The sequence below is a fragment of the Pseudomonas sp. NPDC088429 genome (assembly GCF_044753305.1).
Classification (GTDB): domain Bacteria; phylum Pseudomonadota; class Gammaproteobacteria; order Pseudomonadales; family Pseudomonadaceae; genus Aquipseudomonas; species Aquipseudomonas rustica.
This window is the reverse complement of the sequence record NZ_JBIVMX010000030.1, coordinates 1-16,248: the sequence shown is the minus strand read 5'-3', so window position 1 is coordinate 16,248 and position 16,248 is coordinate 1. Positions and strand designations below refer to the sequence as shown.

Here is a 16,248-nt window from a genome sequence, read left to right as displayed (position 1 = left end):
AATGAAAAAATTCTGTTGTGTGTTGCTGGCGCTGCTGCCGCTGACGGCGTTCGCGTACCCGATTGACGTGGAAAAGGATCTCAACGGTTTGAAGATCGACTACGAAACCTATGACACCGACAACGACATCGGCTCCATCCGGGTCGCCAACTACGGCGATGTCGATGCGACGTGCAAGGCCGTCTTCAGCAACGGCCCCGAGGCGCCGCGCACCCGCAGCATCGATGTTCCGGCCGGCAAACATAAAAACGCCACGGCCAAGTTCACCCGCTCGATCATCAAGTTGCGCATCAAACTGACCTGCGTCCCGAAATAACCCGAATCCCTTGTAGGAGTGAGCCTGCTCGCGATAGCGGTGTGTCAGATAAATTAATGGTGCCTGACACTACGCCATCGCGAGCAGGCTCACTCCTACAGGGTAGGTGTCAGCATCTAAACGAATTATTCGATACTTTGCAGCAATTATTTGCGCTTTTTCATCGATTCAACTCTGTTTAACTTTTACTCCATCGACTTACAACATTCTCGGATGGAGGCTACACAACATGTCCCGCGTTCTGATCATTGAAAGCAGCGCCCGCCAGCAAGACTCGGTGTCCCGTCAACTGACCCAGACCTTCATCAGTCAGTGGAAAGCTGCACACCCTGCCGATCAGATCACCGTGCGTGACCTCGCCGTGAACCCGGTACCGCATCTGGACGCCAACCTGTTGGGTGGCTGGATGAAGCCTGCCGAACAGCGCAACGCCAGCGAACAATCATCGCTGGATCGCTCCAATGAATTGACTGATGAACTGCTCGCCGCCGACGTGCTGGTCATGGCCGCGCCGATGTACAACTTCGCCATCCCGAGCACCCTCAAAGCTTGGCTCGACCACGTGCTGCGTGCCGGCGTGACTTTTAAGTACACCGAAACCGGCCCGCAAGGCCTGCTCAGCGGCAAGCGTGCTTACGTGCTGACCGCTCGCGGCGGCATCTACGCCGGCGGCCCGGCGGATCATCAGGAACCGTACCTGCGTCAGGTCATGGGTTTCATCGGTATCAACGACGTGACCTTTATCCACGCCGAAGGCATGAACCTTGGCGGCGACTTCCAGGAGAAGGGCTTGAATCAGGCCAACGCCAAACTGTCCCAGGTCGCTTGACAGGTTAATCGCCAGATAATCTCCGGATGGTCTAGTGACCTGGCGCAACCCCTTCAAGGTTCCACGCGCATCGAACCTCCCTTTGCACTTGTTGCTCCTGAGTGCTGTAGCCCGATTGAACGCATAGGCGAGATCGGGCTTTTTTTTGCCCGGAATTCACCTATCCCCCGTGTAGGAGCTGCCGAAGGCTGCGATCTTTTGATCTTGATTCTAAAAAAACAGGATCAAAAGATCGCAGCCTGCGGCAGCTCCTACGGGGGATTTGTGTTGGTTGCAGAATCGAAAACCGCTATCGTCGCCGCCATTCAAAACCGAGGCGAGCATGGGCTATCTACTTTTTGTCACGCTGATCCAGGCGTTTTCCTTCAGTCTGATTGGCGAGTATCTGGCCGGTCATGTCGACAGTTACTTCGCGGTGCTGGTGCGCGTGGTGCTGGCCGGGCTGGTGTTCATCCCGCTGACCCGCTGGCGCTCGGTCGAACCGTCGTTCATGCGCGGCATGCTGATGATCGGTGCGTTGCAGTTCGGTGTGACCTACGTCTGTCTGTACCTGAGCTTCCGCGTGCTGACGGTGCCGGAAGTGTTGCTGTTCACCATCCTCACGCCGTTGCACGTGACGTTGATCGAAGACGCGCTGAACCGCCGCTTCAACCCGTGGGCGCTGATCGCCGCACTGGTGGCGGTGAGTGGGGCGGCGGTGATTCGTTTCGACAGCATCAGCCCGGACTTCTTCATGGGCTTCCTGCTGCTGCAATTGGCCAACTTCACCTACGCCGCCGGGCAGGTGATGTACAAACATCTAGTGGCCAAGCACCCGAGTGATTTGCCGCATTACCGACGTTTCGGCTTCTTCTACGTCGGCGCGCTGGCGGTGGTGCTGCCGGCGTTCTTGCTGTTCGGCAAAGCGAATTTTCTGCCGGAAGCGCCGCTGCAGTGGGGCGTGCTGCTGTTTCTCGGACTGGTCTCGACCGCGCTGGGCATGTACTGGTGGAACAAGGGCGCGTGCATGGTCAACGGCGGCACGTTGGCAGTGATGAACAACCTGCATGTGCCGGTGGGGTTGCTGCTGAATTTGCTGATCTGGAATCAGCATGAGGAATTGGGGCGGTTGTTCCTGGGGGGTAGCGTCATCCTTGCTGCTGTGTGGATTAGCCGCCTCGGCATCCGACGTACCGCATAACTCCCGTAGGAGCTGCCGCAGGCTGCGATCTTTTGATCTTCAAGGTCAAAAGATCGCAGCCTGCGGCAGCTCCTACAGGGAGATTTTGGGTTACATAAGGTGTTTTTGTGGCTCGGGAATGCTTGCCGAGCCGAGCACCGCTGGCAGCAGGCCAGAGCGCAAATCCCCGCCACTCGGCTGCTGATACAGACTCAACCCAAACTCCGGCAACACCGCCAGCAGATAATCAAAAATATCCCCCTGAATCCGCTCGTAATCCGCCCACGCCGTGGTGCGGGTGAAGCAGTAGATCTCCAGCGGAATGCCCTGCGCCGTGGTCTGCATCTGCCGCACCATGCAGGTCATGTTCGGTTGAATCTCCGGATGACTCTTCAGATACGCCAGCGCATACGCGCGGAACGTGCCGATATTGGTCATCCGGCGGCGGTTTGCCGACATCGCCGCGACATTGCCCTGCGCCTCATTCCACGCCTTGAGCTCGGCTTTCTTGCGGCTCATGTAGTCGGTCAGCAAGTGCACCTGTGAGAGTTTTTCTTCCTCGTCATCGCGGATGAAACGCACGCCGCTGGCGTCGATGAACAGGCTGCGTTTGATCCGCCGTCCGCCGGATTGCTGCATGCCACGCCAGTTCTTGAACGACTCGGACATCAAGCGCCACGTCGGGATCGACACAATGGTCTTATCGAAATTCTGCACCTTGACCGTGTGCAGGGTGATGTCGACCACATCGCCATCGGCGCCGACTTGCGGCATTTCGATCCAGTCGCCAACCCGCAGCATGTCGTTGCTGGTCAACTGCACGCTGGCGACGAACGACAGCAGCGTGTCTTTGTAGACCAACAGAATCACCGCCGACATCGCACCGAGACCGGAGAGCAGCAACAGTGGCGAACGGTCGATCAGAGTGGCGACGATGATGATCCCGCCAAACACGTACAAAACCATTTTCGCCAGTTGCACGTAGCCTTTGATCGAGCGCGTACGGGCGTGTTCGGTGCGCGCATAGATGTCGAGCAGGGCATTGAGCAGCGCGCTGATGGTCAGCAGCAAAAACAGGATGGTGAACGCCAGCGCGACGTTGCCGAGGAAATTCATCGCGGTTTTGCTCAGTTCCGGCACCAGGTGCAGGCCGAACTGGATCACCAGCGACGGGGTGATCTGCGCCAGGCGCTGAAACACTTTGTTGTGGCGTAAATCGTTGATCCAGTGAAACGCCGGCTGACGACCGAGCATGCGGCTGGCGTGCAGGATCAGGTAGCGCGCCACTCGTCCGAGTACCAGCGCGATCACCAACAGCAGCATCAGCGCCAGGCTGGCTTGCAGGATCGGATGCTGTTCGAGGGTGCCCCAGAGGTCTTGGGCGTTGAGCCAGAGCTGTTTGATATCCATAAGTGAAACGATTCTTCTGTAAGACGCGATGGCCGATTAGAGCATTTAAGACGCCAGGTATTACGTTTGGAGACAAATCAGGCAACAAAAAAACCACTGATTGCTGCCGTTTGCATAAAGAAACTCGGCCTGAGCGCTCGAAACCGGTAACCTATGCAGCTGTTTTTTTGCATATCTTCGAGGTAGCACCCGTGTTTTCCCAATTCGCCCTGCACGAACGCCTGCTTAAAGCTGTGGCCGAGCTGAAATTTGTCGAGCCAACGCCTGTGCAAGCCGCGGCCATCCCGCTGGCGCTCCAAGGGCGTGATCTGCGGGTGACTGCGCAAACCGGTAGCGGCAAAACCGCCGCTTTCGTTCTGCCAATCCTCAATCGCCTGATCGGCCCGGCCAAGGTTCGCGTCAGCATCAAGACGCTGATCCTGCTGCCGACCCGCGAGCTGGCCCAGCAAACCCTGAAGGAAGTTGAGCGTTTCTCGCAGTTCACCTTCATCAAATCCGGCCTGATCACTGGCGGTGAAGACTTCAAGGTACAAGCGGCGATGCTGCGCAAAGTGCCGGACATCCTCATCGGCACCCCGGGCCGCATGATCGAGCAACTCAACGCCGGCAACCTCGATTTGAAAGAAGTCGAAGTGCTGGTGCTCGACGAAGCCGACCGCATGCTCGACATGGGCTTCTCCGAAGACGTTCAGCGTCTGGTCGACGAATGCACGAACCGTCAGCAAACCATGCTGTTCTCGGCCACCACCGGTGGTTCCGGCCTGCGCGAGATGATCGCCAAAGTGCTGAATAACCCTGAGCACTTGCAGCTCAACGCGGTCAGCCAGCTGAACTCGACCACTCGTCAGCAAATCATCACCGCCGACCACAATCAGCACAAAGAGCAGATTGTGAACTGGCTGCTGGCCAACGAGACCTATCAGAAGGCGATCATCTTCACCAACACCCGCGCCATGGCCGACCGCATCTACGGCCGCCTCGTGGCTCAGGAATACAAAGCGTTCGTGCTGCACGGCGAGAAAGACCAGAAGGATCGCAAACTGGCGATCGACCGTCTGAAGCAGGGCGGCGTGAAGATCCTCGTGGCCACCGACGTCGCGGCCCGTGGTCTGGACGTTGATGGTCTGGACATGGTGATCAACTTCGACATGCCCCGCAGCGGCGACGAGTACGTGCACCGTATCGGTCGCACTGGTCGTGCCGGTAACGACGGCCTGGCGATCTCGCTGATCTGCCATGGCGACTGGAACCTGATGTCGAGCATCGAGCGCTACCTGAAGCAAAGCTTCGAGCGCCGCACCGTCAAGGAAGTCAAAGGCACCTACGGCGGGCCGAAAAAGGTCAAGGCCTCGGGCAAAGCCGTTGGCGTGAAGAAGAAAAAGACCGATGCCAAGGGCGACAAGAAGAAAACCGCCGCCAAGACGCCGACCAAGCGCAAGAGCGCCAACCGTCCGAAGCCAGACTCGTTGGTGAGCAGCGACGGCATGGCCCCGCTCAAGCGCCGCAAGCCGGCAGAGCCAGCGGCTGAGTAAGTCGTTTCAGGCTGGATAAAAAAACCCGGACAATGTCCGGGTTTTTTTTTCGCCCCTCTGTAGGAGCTGCCGAAGGCTGCGATCTTCGCTTTAGCCTTCCGCCTTCTTCTCCGCCGTACCCAACTCTTTCAAGCGCTGATCAATCAACTGGCATTTGTCCGGCAGATCCGCGCTGGCCGTGCCCAGATCCATTTTCTGCAACTCGGCGTTGATCTCTTTGGCCTTGGCCGGATTCTGTTCAGTGAGCTTGGTGACCTCTTTGGCCAGTTGTTCACGTTTGGCGGTCGCCTCCTCAGGCGTGCAGGCCCATACGGGCAGGGCGCAGGCAAGCGTGGCGGCGAGGGTGAGCTTGATCAGGGTTTTCATGGGGGCAGGCCTCAGTTCCGGTTAAGGCGGGTTAACCGGTTGAGGGGCAAAGCCTGCGAAAAGTTCAGAAACTGTGGCAGAACCTGTGGGAGCGAGCCTGCTCGCGAAAGCGTCGTGTCAATCACCATGAATATTGGCTGACATACCGCTTTCGCGAGCAAGCCCGCTCCAACAAATGGCGATCAGTTGCCGTGGCAGCAGCTGGATTTTGTCGCGCCTTCATAACGATCATGATGCCGCACCCATTCCATGATCTCGTCTTCGTTGCGGCCCTTCGGCGTCAGGTCGAGGTAGTTGTAGGCGCCAACCAGCATGTCCAGACCCCGGGCGTAGGTGGAATAGGTGTGGAAGATGTTTCCGGCGATGTCCTTGTAAAACACGCTCAGCCCGGGCATTTCTTCCTCTGCGCTGTCAGTTTTTTCGTAGTTGTACGTAGCCTTTCCGGCGGCAACATCCTCGGCACGGGCGCATACGCCCAAGTCATAGTTGAAGTCGCAGCCCTCTGACGATACCCAGTCAAACTTCCAGCCCATGCGTTGTTTGAAGTCTTGAAACTGGTTAAACGGTGCGTGGGACACCGCAACCACGGCGATATCGTGGTGGGCCAAATGCTGGTTGGCGCCGTCGATGTGGTCGCTGAGGAACGAGCAACCCTGGCAGCCTTCCTCCCAATCCTTGGCGAACATGAAGTGGTAGATCACCAATTGGCTGTGGTCGCCAAACAGGTCAGCCAGCTTCAATTCGCCGTTCGAGCCCTGGAAGTGGTAGTCCTTGTCGACTTTCACCCAAGGCAAGGCGCGGCGTTCAGCGCTGAGGCGATCGCGCTCTTTGGTGAAGGCTTTTTCGTGTTCTAAATGTTGTTTGCGGGCGGCGAGCCATGCGTCACGCGACACCACCGGATGGTTCTCAACGTTCATGATGATTTCTCCTGCGGGGTTGAAACCGTCTGTTTCAGACTAGTCGTTCAGCCCGCCGGGAAATCGACAGACCGCCGGTCGGTCGGCAACGGAAATACAGCTGAACGGCTGCGCCAGCCTCCGGTCACAACCTAGGTACGCGCCCCAAATCATGCGCACCGGAGGTTGAATCAGGATGACGACTTATAACTGGGATTTGATTGAACGCTTGCTGCACGAAGTGCAAAACAGCGCCGGCCACAGCTTCGCCCCTCGCGCCTACGCTGAGGATTACGCGGCGGAGAAAGCCAGCGCCGGCGAGCCGATCGAGAATCTGGATCACCTGAAAACGGTGGCCTGCGACTATGAACGGCTGTTGCTTTTGCGCGGTTTTATCCAGCCGCGTCCGGATGAGGAGGGCAGCACCGGCAACAATTTTTCTCTGACCCCGCGCGGTTCGAGCTTGCTGAGCCTGATCGACAGCAGCATTCCCGGCAATGACCACCCGCGTCAGGTGCTGGATGAACAGCCCGATGCGCTGGATGAAGCGACGTTTGATGAAGTCGCCTCCAAAGCCCAGATCGCCTAAAAGTTGACCGCGATCCTGTAGGAGCCGAGCTTGCTCGCGAAGGCGTCGTCAGCCCCAACGTTATTGTTGAATGACAGACCGCTTTCGCGAGCAAGCTCTGCTCCTACAAGGACTTTTGTGCGGCCTTCAAGCATTTGAGGTCGTTGAAGTCTTTGCGTACGCCTTCGATTTTTTTCAATAAGCGCTGACGCTGCTGCGGCGTGCTCTCCGCCATCAAATCAACGAACAACGAGCGCGCCTGCGCTTCGGTGTCGGCATAGGCCTTGCGGTAATCCGCTGTCCATAAGCTCTCGCGATTCACCAGAAGCGTCTCGATACGCTGTGGGAATTCTGCACTCTTGCGTTGCGCCACGGCAGCACTGAACTGCTTTTGCCAATGCGCGCGGTTGGCGATCCACTGGGTGTTCTGATCGCCGAGAGCGTTAGTCCAGGCCACTACGCGCTGTTCTTGCGTAGGGCTGAGCGGGCCGAGCCAGTCGTTTAGGCGTTTGGTCATGCGCTCGCCACGTTCCTTGATCTGCTGGGCCAGCGGCGGATTGACGTAATCCTGCTGGCGTTTGCGCAAGTCCTTGGCGAACGCTTCATTCATCTCCGTCACTTGCTTGTCGTCCAGACCTTGCAGCAATTCGATGGCCGACGGGGTGATCTCTTTCGCTGTTTCGGCGATGGCTTGCTTGGCTTCGGCGGTGCGCGCCTGCAGGGCGGCGTCGGTGACCTGATTGGTCTCGACCATGGTTTGCAAGCGATCCAGCCAGTCGAGGTAACCCGGCAACTGCGTGGTGCAGTGCCAGTTGAGGTGTTCCTTGAGGCGCTCGTTGAACCAGTCTTTCTGCTCGCCGTTCATGTCGACGTAGTCGCCGAGCGTCCACGGAATGATCACGTCGAGGTTGCGATAGGCCAGGCCGACGCGGCTGCAGGCGCCGAGGGCGAGGGTGAACATCAATAGCGCGGCAATGTGCTTGAACCAGCGAGACATGGGCGAATCCTTGCGATGGCCAGCCTGAGGGTCTGATGTTTATGTGAACGCAGAATGAGCCCGGCAGTTCAGCCGATCAATAGAAGGCGCGTTCGGCCTTGAGCGTGACGAGGCCGTCGCACTGGCTGTTGTGGCCGGAATAGGCCGAGCAATCGCTGCCGCTGAGGCTGGAGTTGCTGTAGATGAGATCGAGATCGACGCCCATCACCGGGCGGGAGAACTTCACCGACCAATCGGTAAAACTACTGACGTAGCCGCCGTCCACCGCCACGGGCGAGTTCAACTGGTGGGTGGTGTATTTCATGCTGACGCCGATGCCGAACGGCTGATTGCCGCCAAGGTCGGCGAAAAGGGTGTTGTTCTGTTTATCCGGGTCGTTGCTCAGCGCGATGCCGAAGCGGCTGCCGAGCAGGGTCAGGCCACCGAACACTTCCTGGCTGTCGAGGGTGTCGACCTTCGGATAGCTGTAATGAATCATCCCGACTTCGTAGCCGAGCAACTGATCGAATGGTTGTTTAAAGCCGACGTAGGAATCGATTTCGAGGTTCTTGCCCGGCGAGATGCCCATGCTCGGCGCGTACTGACCGACGTAGAGGCCACTGTCGTGGCTCAGATCGAGACCGCCGTGGAACGAACCGACCGCCGCCGGTTTGACCAGACCCTGCGCCATGCTGCGGCTGGGTGTGGTGCCGAGCTTGAGGTCGAAATCACCGAGTTCACGCTGGAAAATCTGCGCGTGCGCAGTCGTAGCCGCGAGCAGGCCTACAAGCAATAAACAGGAAGATGTGCGCATGCGTCACTCCATGAACAGCGAGCGCAGGACGGCGGGCCTGCTGAAACGCTTGATCTAGACGCGTGCAAGGATACCGGCGAATGCTCGGCATTGAAGGCCGTTCGTCGATTTCTGAATATTTGATATCTGGGATGTTTAAAACGGGGAGGGTGTTGCGCGGTGCCAGTCCAGGCGCTTCGAAGCTCAAAGCGCCTCTGGACGGGTGTAAAACCGGGTGTTACTTCTTGCCCAGGCTGATCTGCTTGGACGGGCCGAACGTCTGGCCACTGACGCCTTTGGCAATTTGCTGGATCTCGCCGCCGGACTTGAGGAACGCTGCGATTTGATCGTTGATCGATTCGCTGGTTTCAACGGCTGGAGCTGGCTTTGCTTTGCTGTTGGATGCTTTTACACGCATGGCGGCCATTAACCTGTAGAAAAGTAACTCGGCCAGGCATCGTACAGTAATTACTTGACAATTGCTTGGTAAATATCCCCGGCAATAACCCAGTGCGGTGCTGCATTATTTGCGGCTAATTAATTGAAATATCCAGCTAACCTGCTGTTTTAAATAAGATCATTGCTGTTTGACGGGACATTATGTCGCGGCTGAAACCCTCGCTGGCAGACTGACGAGCGGCACCTCGCTCGTCGGCGATCAAGGAAAATCAAGGCGTGGCGCAGATTTAGCCGAAACCGAGGATCTGCCGGCGAACGTTCACGGCAAAAACGGGTAGAATGCCGCCCACGTAATGAGGGTTCTGGAAATGGCTTTAGTCGGGCGTTACAACAGTTTGCAAGTGGTTAAACACACTAACTTCGGTTTATATCTGGACGGCGGTGCGGACGGCGAGATTCTTTTGCCCAACCGTTATATCCCTAAAGATATTCCCAGCGAAGATGAAGATTGGCTCAACGTTTTTGTTTATCTGGACAGCGAAGACAAACTTCTCGCTACCACAGAGAAACCAAAAGTTCAGGTCGGCGAATTTGCCAGTCTGAAAGTTGTTGAAGTCAACAGCATCGGTGTGTTCCTCGATTGGGGGCTGCCGAAGGATCTGTTGCTGCCGTATTCCGAAGAAAAGCGCCAGATGACTGCCGGCGAGTACTGCGTGGTGCACGTCTACCTCGACAAGCACACCCGCCGCATTACCGCCACCGCGCGGCTGGATCGCTACCTCGACAAAACCCCGGCCAATTACAGCCAGGGCCAGGAAGTTGATCTGCTGGTTGCCGAAGCCACCGACATGGGCTTCAAGGCGATCATCAACAACAAGCACTGGGGTTTGATCCACAAGAACGAAATCTTCAAGTTCATGCGTGCCGGCATGAGCGAGAAGGGCTACATCAAGGAAGTGCGCGCCGATGGCAAGATCGCCCTGAGCCTGCAACCGGTGGGTCAGGAAGCGGCGAGCAGCCTAAACTCGAAGATCCTCGCCAAGTTGCGCGACAACGACGGCACGCTGCCGGTCAGCGACAAGAGCGATCCGGCGTTGATCAGCAGCCTGTTCGGCGTCAGCAAAGGCAACTTCAAGAAGGCCATCGGTTCGCTGTACAAGGAAGGCAAGATCGTTATTCATGCCGATCGCATTGAACTAACCTGAGCCCACGCTAGCCCCATGTAGGAGCTGCCGCAGGCTGCGATCTGTTGATCTTCAAGGTCAAAAGATCGCAGCCTGCGGCAGCTCCTACATTGAGGGTGGTGTGATGAAAAGATCGCTGATTGCCTACGTCGCCACGCTGCTGACGTTTCTTCTGCTCGACGGCATCTGGCTCGGGCTGCTCATGGCGCCGACCTACCGCGAACTGCTCGGTTCGCTGATGCTGGAAAAACCGCTGCTGTTACCGGCCGCGGTTTTTTATTGCCTGTATGTTTTTGGCTGCGTGGTGTTTGTGGTGTTGCCCGCGCTGAGTTGGCAGTGGGCGGTGAAGAGGGGGGCGTTGTTGGGGCTGGTGGCGTATGGGACGTATGACCTGACGAATTGGGCGACGTTGCGTGGGTGGTCGGTGCAGGTGACGTTGATGGATTGGGTATGGGGGATGGTGGCGACGGCTGTGGCTTGTGCGGTTGGGTTTTTGGTGGTGAGGCGGTTTGGGCAGGTCTGATCCTGAATGGGCGTTGTTAGTGCCGGCCTCTTCGCGAGCGGGCTCGCTCCCACATTTGGAATGCGTTGCCATTGTGGGAGCGGGCTTGCTCGCGAAGGGCGGCGCAGCCGACGGCCATTCACCGCTGACGCTGCAGAAGAAACAAATGTCTTTTCCAGACGGCTTTTTGCGCCCGACTCATTGATAATCCCAAGCACTGTTTTCTGACCATTGGATGGCCTGCCATGTTGTGTGTGTTCGAGGTGTTGCGGTGAGTGTCGAGCGGCGCAATGCCGACCGGTTTGCCCTGCAAGTGATGATCGGCCTGTGCCTGATCTGGGGCGTGCAGCAAGTCATGATCAAATGGGCCGCGCCCGACATCGCGCCGGTGATGCAGGCGGCGGGGCGGTCAGGCATTTCTGCGTTGCTTGTAGGATTGTTGATCTGCTGGAAGGGCGGTTGGGATCAGGTCGGCAACACCTGGCGCGGCGGTTTGCTCGCCGGTGCGTTGTTCGGTCTGGAATTCTTTTTTATCTCCGAAGGCCTGCAACTGACCACCGCCGCGCACATGTCGGTATTCCTCTACACCGCGCCGATCTTCACCGCGTTGGGCGTGCATTTTCTGCTGGCGAGCGAGCGTTTGCGGCCGCTGCAGTGGCTGGGGATTCTGTTGGCGTTTCTCGGCATCGCGATTGCCTTCGCCGGCGGCGTGTCGTGGGACAACCTCGACCGGAACATGCTGCTCGGTGACTTCTTCGGGATTCTGGCCGGTGCCTGCTGGGGCGCGACCACCGTGGTCGTGCGTGCCTCGCGTCTGTCTGACGCGCCTGTGACGTTGACCCTGTTCTATCAATTGATGGTCGGTTTCGTCGGCCTGCTGTTGATTGCGCTGTTCAGCGGCCAGATCACTCACGTCAACCTGACCACGGTGGCGGTGGCCAGTGTGCTGTTCCAAGGGCTGGTGGTGTCGTTCTTCAGTTATCTGGTGTGGTTCTGGCTGTTGCGTCGATATCTGGCGGCCAATCTGGCGGTGTTTTCGTTTATGACGCCGCTGTTCGGCGTGACCTTCGGCGTGATTCTGCTCGGCGAAGAGCTGAGCCTGAACTTCATCATCGGCGCCGTGCTGGTGTTACTCGGCATCACCTTCGTCAGCGCCGAACAGTGGGTGCGTCGGCGTTTGCGCAAAGCGCTGGGTCAGTAGCCGCTGGCCGAGCATTCAGGGGGTGCGACAACATGGCTCATGGGGCCAAAGGCAGGGTCGGGGCCGATCCGAATGCGTGGATAGAAGTGCTGCAGGCTGTCTATCCCGCGGCTTCGGCGGATGTGCGAGAAACGGCTTGAACCAATGGCTGCAGATTCTGTTCCATTCAGTAACAGATCATTGCGGATTTCGCCGAGCATTGCGTAGGACTTCGGACTATTATCAGTGCGAAGCGGCCTCAGAATTCCGGCCGCTCAGCACCACCCTGAAGGGGGCATGACGATGAAAGAGAAAATTCAAAACTGGCTGCACGACTTGGGTGTTGCCCTCGGCTTGATCGAACCGCCTCTGCAACCTGTCCCGATCCGCACCGATGACGAGCAGCGTCGCCGCCAGCCGCGCCGGCGGTAAGTGCCTCTTTAAGGATCAAGAGATCGCAGCCTTCGGCAGCTCCTACATGGATCAGTGTAGGAGCTGCCGCAGGCTGCGATCTTTTGCTTTCAATGCCGGCCAATTTCAAGCAAGAACCGGCTCAAGTCATTCGCAGTCTTCGCGGTCTTGAGCATGCGGTCTTCTTCGGCGGTGAAGGCCGTCAGTCCGAATTCATCTTCCAGATGAAAAATCAGATCCTCGATATCGGCTTTTTCCAACCCCAATTGCACAAGGCTGGTGTGGTCGTTGAAATCACGGTTCTCCAGCAAACGGCGGATGAACCGGTGCACGGCGGCACGCACGGCAGCTCTTCTCATGGCAGAATTTTCTAGTCGTTGTTCTGCTTGAGTGAAGCATCTTCATCAGCACTTTTCTACAGACGAAAAAAACGGGTGTGGCAACCGACGCCACACCCGTCGAAGAAAGCATCAAGTCGTTACATCAAGCTTAGATCGCGCTCGCCACGGTAGCCGGGCGAGGGGAGACCAGGCTGACCACCACGAAACTGATCAGGCCCACAGCCAGGCTGTAGTAGATCGGCGTGTTGGCATCGAGGCCGTCCTTGATCATGAACAACAGGGCGGTGGCGAAACCCAGACCCATACTGGCAATCGCGCCGGCAGTGGTTGCGCGTTTCCAGAAGATCGCCCCGATCAGCGGGATCAACATGCCGCCGACCAACAGGTTGTAAGCGAGGGTCAGCGCGCTGATCACATCGTTCACCACCAGAGCGATACCCAGCACCACAACACCGGTCAGCAGGGTGAACAGGCGGTTGATGCCCAGGCTCGACTGTTTACCGCCGCGCAGTTTCGGCAGCAGGTCTTCGGTGATGGTGGTGGCAGCGGCGAGCAGGCCGGCGCTGGCGGTAGACATCATGGCGGCCAGTGCGGCAGCGATCACCAGACCCCGGATGCCGTCCGGCAGCGACAGTTTGACGATGGCGGCGAAGGCGTTGTTGACGTTGGACAGATCAGGAATCAGCACGTGTGCCGCCATGCCGATCAGGGCGCAGGCCAGGCCGTAGATGATGCAGTAGATGCCGGCGGCGCTGCCGGCGTACTTGGCGACTTTTTCGTTTTTGACGGTGAAAACCCGTTGCCAGATGTCCTGACCGATCAGGATGCCGAAGAAGTAGATCATGAAGTAGGTGATGATCGTGTCCCAACCGATCGTGGTGAAGTTGAACGCGGTAGCCGGCAACTTCAGTACCAGCTCGTCCCAACCGCCAACGCGGTACAGGCAGATCGGCAACAGGATGAACATCAGGCCGACGGTCTTGATGATGAACTGGACGATGTCGGTCAGGGTCAGCGACCACATGCCGCCGATCGCCGAGTAGATCACCACCACGCCACCACCGACGAGTACCGAAACCCAGAATGGCAGGTCAAACAGCACTTGCAGGACGGTGCCGATCGCGAGGATCGAGGTCACGCCGATCATCAATGCGTAGGCCAGCATGATCAGCGCGGAGGCCGAGCGAGCCATCGGGTTGTAGCGCTTTTCCAGCACTTGGGTAACGGTGTAGATCTTCAGCTTCAGCAGCGGTTTGGCCAGAAACAGGTTCAGCGCGAGAATCCCGCAACCCAGCGCGGCGCACAGCCAGAAACCGGAGATGCCATGCACGTAGCCAAGGCGAACGGTGCCGACGGTGGACGCACCACCGAGCACGGTAGCGGCCATGGTGCCCATGTACAGGCTTGGGCCGAGGTTACGACCGGCGACCAGAAAGTCCTCGTTGGTTTTGGCCTTGCGCATGCCGAAATAGCCGAGCAAAAGCATGCCGGCTGCGTAGATGAGGACGACGAATAAATCCAAAGCCATGATGGCGTGTCTCCGATTGTCTTTTTTATGGTGAAACAAAAACCAAACCTGTAGGAGCAAGGCTTGCCCGCGATGGGCGCGCCAGGGTCAAGCAGGCTGACCGCGTTATCGTTCTTCGCGGGCAAGCCTTGCTCCTACGGTTCATGCGTAAATCAGGCGGCTTGTCGCATTGCCGCTTTAACCGGCGACTCCGCGCCTTGGCTCCGTGCATCCTTCGGGCCGAACACTTCCCGCGGTTCCGGGAACAGGCTCAGCAGCGTCAGGTACACCACCGAAGCCAGGCCCAGGGTCACCGGCAAGCTGATGTCGATGCCGCCGGCCATTTCGCCCAGCGGGCCAACGAACTGCCCCGGCAGGTTGACGAAGCACAGGCCGACCGCCGCGCTCGGGATCCATGCGCCCAGACCGCGCCAGTTCCAGCCGTGGTTGAACCAGTAGCGTCCGCCCTGTTCGCCGCGCGTGAACACTTGCAGGTCATCCGGGCAGTAGAAACCGCGACGTACCAACAGGCCGATGATCATGATCACCATCCATGGCGTGGTGCAGGTGATGATCAGCACGGCGAAGGTCGACACGCTCTGCACCAGGTTCGCCGCAAAGCGACCGATGAAGATGAAGGCAATCGACAGCACGCCGATCAACAGCGTCGCTTTCACCCGCGACAGCACGCGCGGGAACACGCTGGACATGTCCAGCCCGGTGCCATACAGCGAGGTGGTGCCGGTGGACATGCCGCCGATCACGGCAATCAGGCACACCGGCAGGAAGAACCAGCTCGGCGACACCGCCAGCAAACCACCGACATAGTTGTTCGCCGCGATGTAGTCCGGCGCCTTGATCGCGACGATGGTCGCGGTGGTCAGGCCGAACAAAAACGGAATCAGGGTTGCCAACTGTGCCGCGATCACCGCCAGCATGATCCGGGCTTTCGGGGTTGTGCGCGGGATGTAGCGTGACCAGTCGCCGAGGAAGGCGCCGAAGGAAATCGGGTTGCTCATCGCTACCAGCGCGGCGCCGATAAACGCCGCCCAGAAACCTGCCTGACCGAGGGCCACGCTGCCGGCGTACTGGCTGTCGAAGGCGGGGGCAAAGGCGAAAATGCCGAGCAGGAACAACAGACTCGCGGCCCACACCGCAATGCGGTTGACCCACAGCATGATGCGGAAGCCGTAAATGCACACGGTGAGCACCAGCAACGCGAACAAGCCGTAGGCCAGACCCAGGGTCAGGTCGGTTTCCGGCAGGCCGATCAGACGTTTGGCACCACCGACCAGCGCGTCACCCGAACTCCACACCGACAGTGAGAAGAACGCGATCGCCGTCAACAACGACAGGAACGAGCCGACGATCCGCCCGTGCACACCGAAATGCGCACCCGATGACACGGCATTGTTGGTGCCGTTGAGCGGGCCGAACAGGCCCATCGGCGCAAGGATCAGCGCACCGACCACCACGCCCAGCACGATCGCCCAGACGCCGGCCTGAAAAGACAGACCGAACAGCACCGGGAAACTGCCGAGTACGGCGGTGGCGAAGGTATTGGCGCCGCCGAAGATCAAGCGAAACAGGTCGCTGGGTCGGGCGTCGCGCTCATGATCCGGGATCTGTTCGACCCCGTTTGTTTCAATGCTGCTAAGGCTTTTTTCGTTGTTGTTGTTATTCATGATCTGCTCCGATCACAAAGGCGCGCTCATCGTTCGTGAGCGTCACCTGTTTTGGCTAAGGGGATGGCAGCCCTTCCGGCATCGCGGACAAATGTTCGTGGCAGGCCAGCCAATGGCCTTGTTGTTCTAGGCTCGACGCTTGTTTCTTCAGCGCGGCAAAATGCGTGGTCGAGGCGCAGACCCGACGACTCAAA

General features: G+C 58.4%; 18 protein-coding genes. 9 read left to right on the top strand and 9 right to left on the bottom strand.

The genetic code is table 11. The annotated features are described in order from the left end of the window. Position 1: 1 nt before the first annotated feature. From ACIP66_RS16360 to ACIP66_RS16350, 3 genes are all read left to right on the top strand, one after another. Positions 2–316, top strand: coding sequence for a hypothetical protein (locus ACIP66_RS16360; RefSeq protein ID WP_053118166.1), 315 nt, complete (start codon positions 2–4; stop codon positions 314–316). Positions 317–545: 229 nt separating this feature from the next. Beyond that, on the top strand, positions 546–1,145 hold the full coding sequence (locus ACIP66_RS16355; protein ID WP_053118168.1) for an FMN-dependent NADH-azoreductase: 600 nt from the start codon (positions 546–548) through the stop codon (positions 1,143–1,145). A 322-nt stretch (positions 1,146–1,467) separates the two neighbouring features. Next, entirely contained in the window at positions 1,468–2,325 is an 858-nt protein-coding gene (locus ACIP66_RS16350) for a carboxylate/amino acid/amine transporter (protein WP_212550537.1), read from the top strand. Between the two features lie 90 nt (positions 2,326–2,415). On the opposite strand, the gene ACIP66_RS16345 is transcribed toward ACIP66_RS16350, so the two are convergent. Then, positions 2,416–3,714, bottom strand: coding sequence for a mechanosensitive ion channel family protein (locus ACIP66_RS16345; RefSeq protein WP_053118172.1), 1,299 nt, complete (start codon positions 3,712–3,714; stop codon positions 2,416–2,418). Between the two features lie 191 nt (positions 3,715–3,905). Here ACIP66_RS16345 and ACIP66_RS16340 point away from each other — a divergent pair, with 191 nt between their 5' ends. Further along, the gene (locus ACIP66_RS16340) at positions 3,906–5,246 is read left to right on the top strand and encodes a DEAD/DEAH box helicase (protein WP_053118174.1); all 1,341 of its coding nucleotides are present in this window, start codon (positions 3,906–3,908) and stop codon (positions 5,244–5,246) included. A 90-nt stretch (positions 5,247–5,336) separates the two neighbouring features. Here the strand turns inward: ACIP66_RS16340 and ACIP66_RS16335 are convergent, their stop codons facing one another. Then, positions 5,337–5,612 carry a hypothetical protein gene (locus ACIP66_RS16335; RefSeq protein WP_053118177.1) on the bottom strand — a complete coding sequence of 92 codons (276 nt, stop codon included), beginning with the start codon at positions 5,610–5,612 and terminating at the stop codon, positions 5,337–5,339. A 182-nt stretch (positions 5,613–5,794) separates the two neighbouring features. Next, the gene (locus ACIP66_RS16330) at positions 5,795–6,529 is read right to left on the bottom strand and encodes a DUF899 domain-containing protein (protein ID WP_400649158.1); all 735 of its coding nucleotides are present in this window, start codon (positions 6,527–6,529) and stop codon (positions 5,795–5,797) included. A 175-nt stretch (positions 6,530–6,704) separates the two neighbouring features. Between ACIP66_RS16330 and ACIP66_RS16325 the strand changes: the two genes are divergently transcribed. Then, entirely contained in the window at positions 6,705–7,097 is a 393-nt protein-coding gene (locus ACIP66_RS16325; protein WP_400649156.1) for a transcriptional regulator, read from the top strand. Positions 7,098–7,200: 103 nt separating this feature from the next. Here the strand turns inward: ACIP66_RS16325 and ACIP66_RS16320 are convergent, their stop codons facing one another. From ACIP66_RS16320 to ACIP66_RS16310, 3 genes are all read right to left on the bottom strand, one after another. Then, positions 7,201–8,073, bottom strand: a complete 873-nt coding sequence (locus tag ACIP66_RS16320) for a DUF6279 family lipoprotein (RefSeq protein ID WP_400649155.1) — start codon at positions 8,071–8,073, stop codon at positions 7,201–7,203. Positions 8,074–8,149: 76 nt separating this feature from the next. Beyond that, positions 8,150–8,866: a TorF family putative porin gene (locus ACIP66_RS16315; RefSeq protein WP_053118184.1), complete on the bottom strand. Its 717-nt coding sequence runs from the start codon at positions 8,864–8,866 to the stop codon at positions 8,150–8,152. A gap of 217 nt (positions 8,867–9,083) precedes the next feature. Then, positions 9,084–9,272, bottom strand: a complete 189-nt coding sequence (locus tag ACIP66_RS16310) for a hypothetical protein (protein WP_016702300.1) — start codon at positions 9,270–9,272, stop codon at positions 9,084–9,086. A gap of 340 nt (positions 9,273–9,612) precedes the next feature. Here ACIP66_RS16310 and ACIP66_RS16305 point away from each other — a divergent pair, with 340 nt between their 5' ends. The 4 genes from ACIP66_RS16305 (at position 9,613) to ACIP66_RS16290 (ending at position 12,542) form a co-directional block, all read left to right on the top strand. After that, positions 9,613–10,449, top strand: coding sequence for a S1 RNA-binding domain-containing protein (locus ACIP66_RS16305; RefSeq protein ID WP_053118186.1), 837 nt, complete (start codon positions 9,613–9,615; stop codon positions 10,447–10,449). Positions 10,450–10,552: 103 nt separating this feature from the next. Beyond that, the gene (locus tag ACIP66_RS16300; protein WP_159814648.1) at positions 10,553–10,951 is read left to right on the top strand and encodes a DUF2177 family protein; all 399 of its coding nucleotides are present in this window, start codon (positions 10,553–10,555) and stop codon (positions 10,949–10,951) included. Positions 10,952–11,201: 250 nt separating this feature from the next. Further along, positions 11,202–12,131, top strand: coding sequence for a DMT family transporter (locus ACIP66_RS16295; RefSeq protein WP_400649152.1), 930 nt, complete (start codon positions 11,202–11,204; stop codon positions 12,129–12,131). Positions 12,132–12,413: 282 nt separating this feature from the next. Further along, a complete protein-coding gene (locus ACIP66_RS16290; protein WP_003184145.1) occupies positions 12,414–12,542 on the top strand; it encodes a PA1414 family protein in 129 nt (42 codons plus the stop codon). Positions 12,543–12,631: 89 nt separating this feature from the next. On the opposite strand, the gene ACIP66_RS16285 is transcribed toward ACIP66_RS16290, so the two are convergent. The 3 genes from ACIP66_RS16285 to ACIP66_RS16275 form a co-directional block, all read right to left on the bottom strand. Further along, the gene (locus ACIP66_RS16285; RefSeq protein ID WP_400649150.1) at positions 12,632–12,880 is read right to left on the bottom strand and encodes an acyl carrier protein; all 249 of its coding nucleotides are present in this window, start codon (positions 12,878–12,880) and stop codon (positions 12,632–12,634) included. A 130-nt stretch (positions 12,881–13,010) separates the two neighbouring features. After that, positions 13,011–14,390 carry a sodium:solute symporter gene (locus ACIP66_RS16280; RefSeq protein WP_053118194.1) on the bottom strand — a complete coding sequence of 460 codons (1,380 nt, stop codon included), beginning with the start codon at positions 14,388–14,390 and terminating at the stop codon, positions 13,011–13,013. A gap of 152 nt (positions 14,391–14,542) precedes the next feature. Continuing rightward, on the bottom strand, positions 14,543–16,054 hold the full coding sequence (locus ACIP66_RS16275) for a cytosine permease (protein WP_159814646.1): 1,512 nt from the start codon (positions 16,052–16,054) through the stop codon (positions 14,543–14,545). Positions 16,055–16,248: the final 194 nt, after the last annotated feature.

Bases quoted from the DNA above. Each gene is read 5' to 3' on its own strand.
- ACIP66_RS16355 (WP_053118168.1), top strand. From the start codon at position 546: ATGTCCCGCGTTCTGATCATTGAAAGCAGCGCCCGCCAGCAAGACTCG.
- ACIP66_RS16320 (WP_400649155.1), bottom strand. From the start codon at position 8,073: ATGTCTCGCTGGTTCAAGCACATTGCCGCGCTATTGATGTTCACCCTC.
- ACIP66_RS16290 (WP_003184145.1), top strand. From the start codon at position 12,414: ATGAAAGAGAAAATTCAAAACTGGCTGCACGACTTGGGTGTTGCCCTC.
- ACIP66_RS16360 (WP_053118166.1), top strand. From the start codon at position 2: ATGAAAAAATTCTGTTGTGTGTTGCTGGCGCTGCTGCCGCTGACGGCG.
- ACIP66_RS16280 (WP_053118194.1), bottom strand. From the start codon at position 14,390: ATGGCTTTGGATTTATTCGTCGTCCTCATCTACGCAGCCGGCATGCTT.
- ACIP66_RS16335 (WP_053118177.1), bottom strand. From the start codon at position 5,612: ATGAAAACCCTGATCAAGCTCACCCTCGCCGCCACGCTTGCCTGCGCC.
- ACIP66_RS16305 (WP_053118186.1), top strand. From the start codon at position 9,613: ATGGCTTTAGTCGGGCGTTACAACAGTTTGCAAGTGGTTAAACACACT.
- ACIP66_RS16345 (WP_053118172.1), bottom strand. From the start codon at position 3,714: ATGGATATCAAACAGCTCTGGCTCAACGCCCAAGACCTCTGGGGCACC.
- ACIP66_RS16350 (WP_212550537.1), top strand. From the start codon at position 1,468: ATGGGCTATCTACTTTTTGTCACGCTGATCCAGGCGTTTTCCTTCAGT.
- ACIP66_RS16310 (WP_016702300.1), bottom strand. From the start codon at position 9,272: ATGGCCGCCATGCGTGTAAAAGCATCCAACAGCAAAGCAAAGCCAGCT.
- ACIP66_RS16275 (WP_159814646.1), bottom strand. From the start codon at position 16,054: ATGAATAACAACAACAACGAAAAAAGCCTTAGCAGCATTGAAACAAAC.
- ACIP66_RS16300 (WP_159814648.1), top strand. From the start codon at position 10,553: ATGAAAAGATCGCTGATTGCCTACGTCGCCACGCTGCTGACGTTTCTT.
- ACIP66_RS16285 (WP_400649150.1), bottom strand. From the start codon at position 12,880: ATGAGAAGAGCTGCCGTGCGTGCCGCCGTGCACCGGTTCATCCGCCGT.
- ACIP66_RS16325 (WP_400649156.1), top strand. From the start codon at position 6,705: ATGACGACTTATAACTGGGATTTGATTGAACGCTTGCTGCACGAAGTG.
- ACIP66_RS16330 (WP_400649158.1), bottom strand. From the start codon at position 6,529: ATGAACGTTGAGAACCATCCGGTGGTGTCGCGTGACGCATGGCTCGCC.
- ACIP66_RS16315 (WP_053118184.1), bottom strand. From the start codon at position 8,866: ATGCGCACATCTTCCTGTTTATTGCTTGTAGGCCTGCTCGCGGCTACG.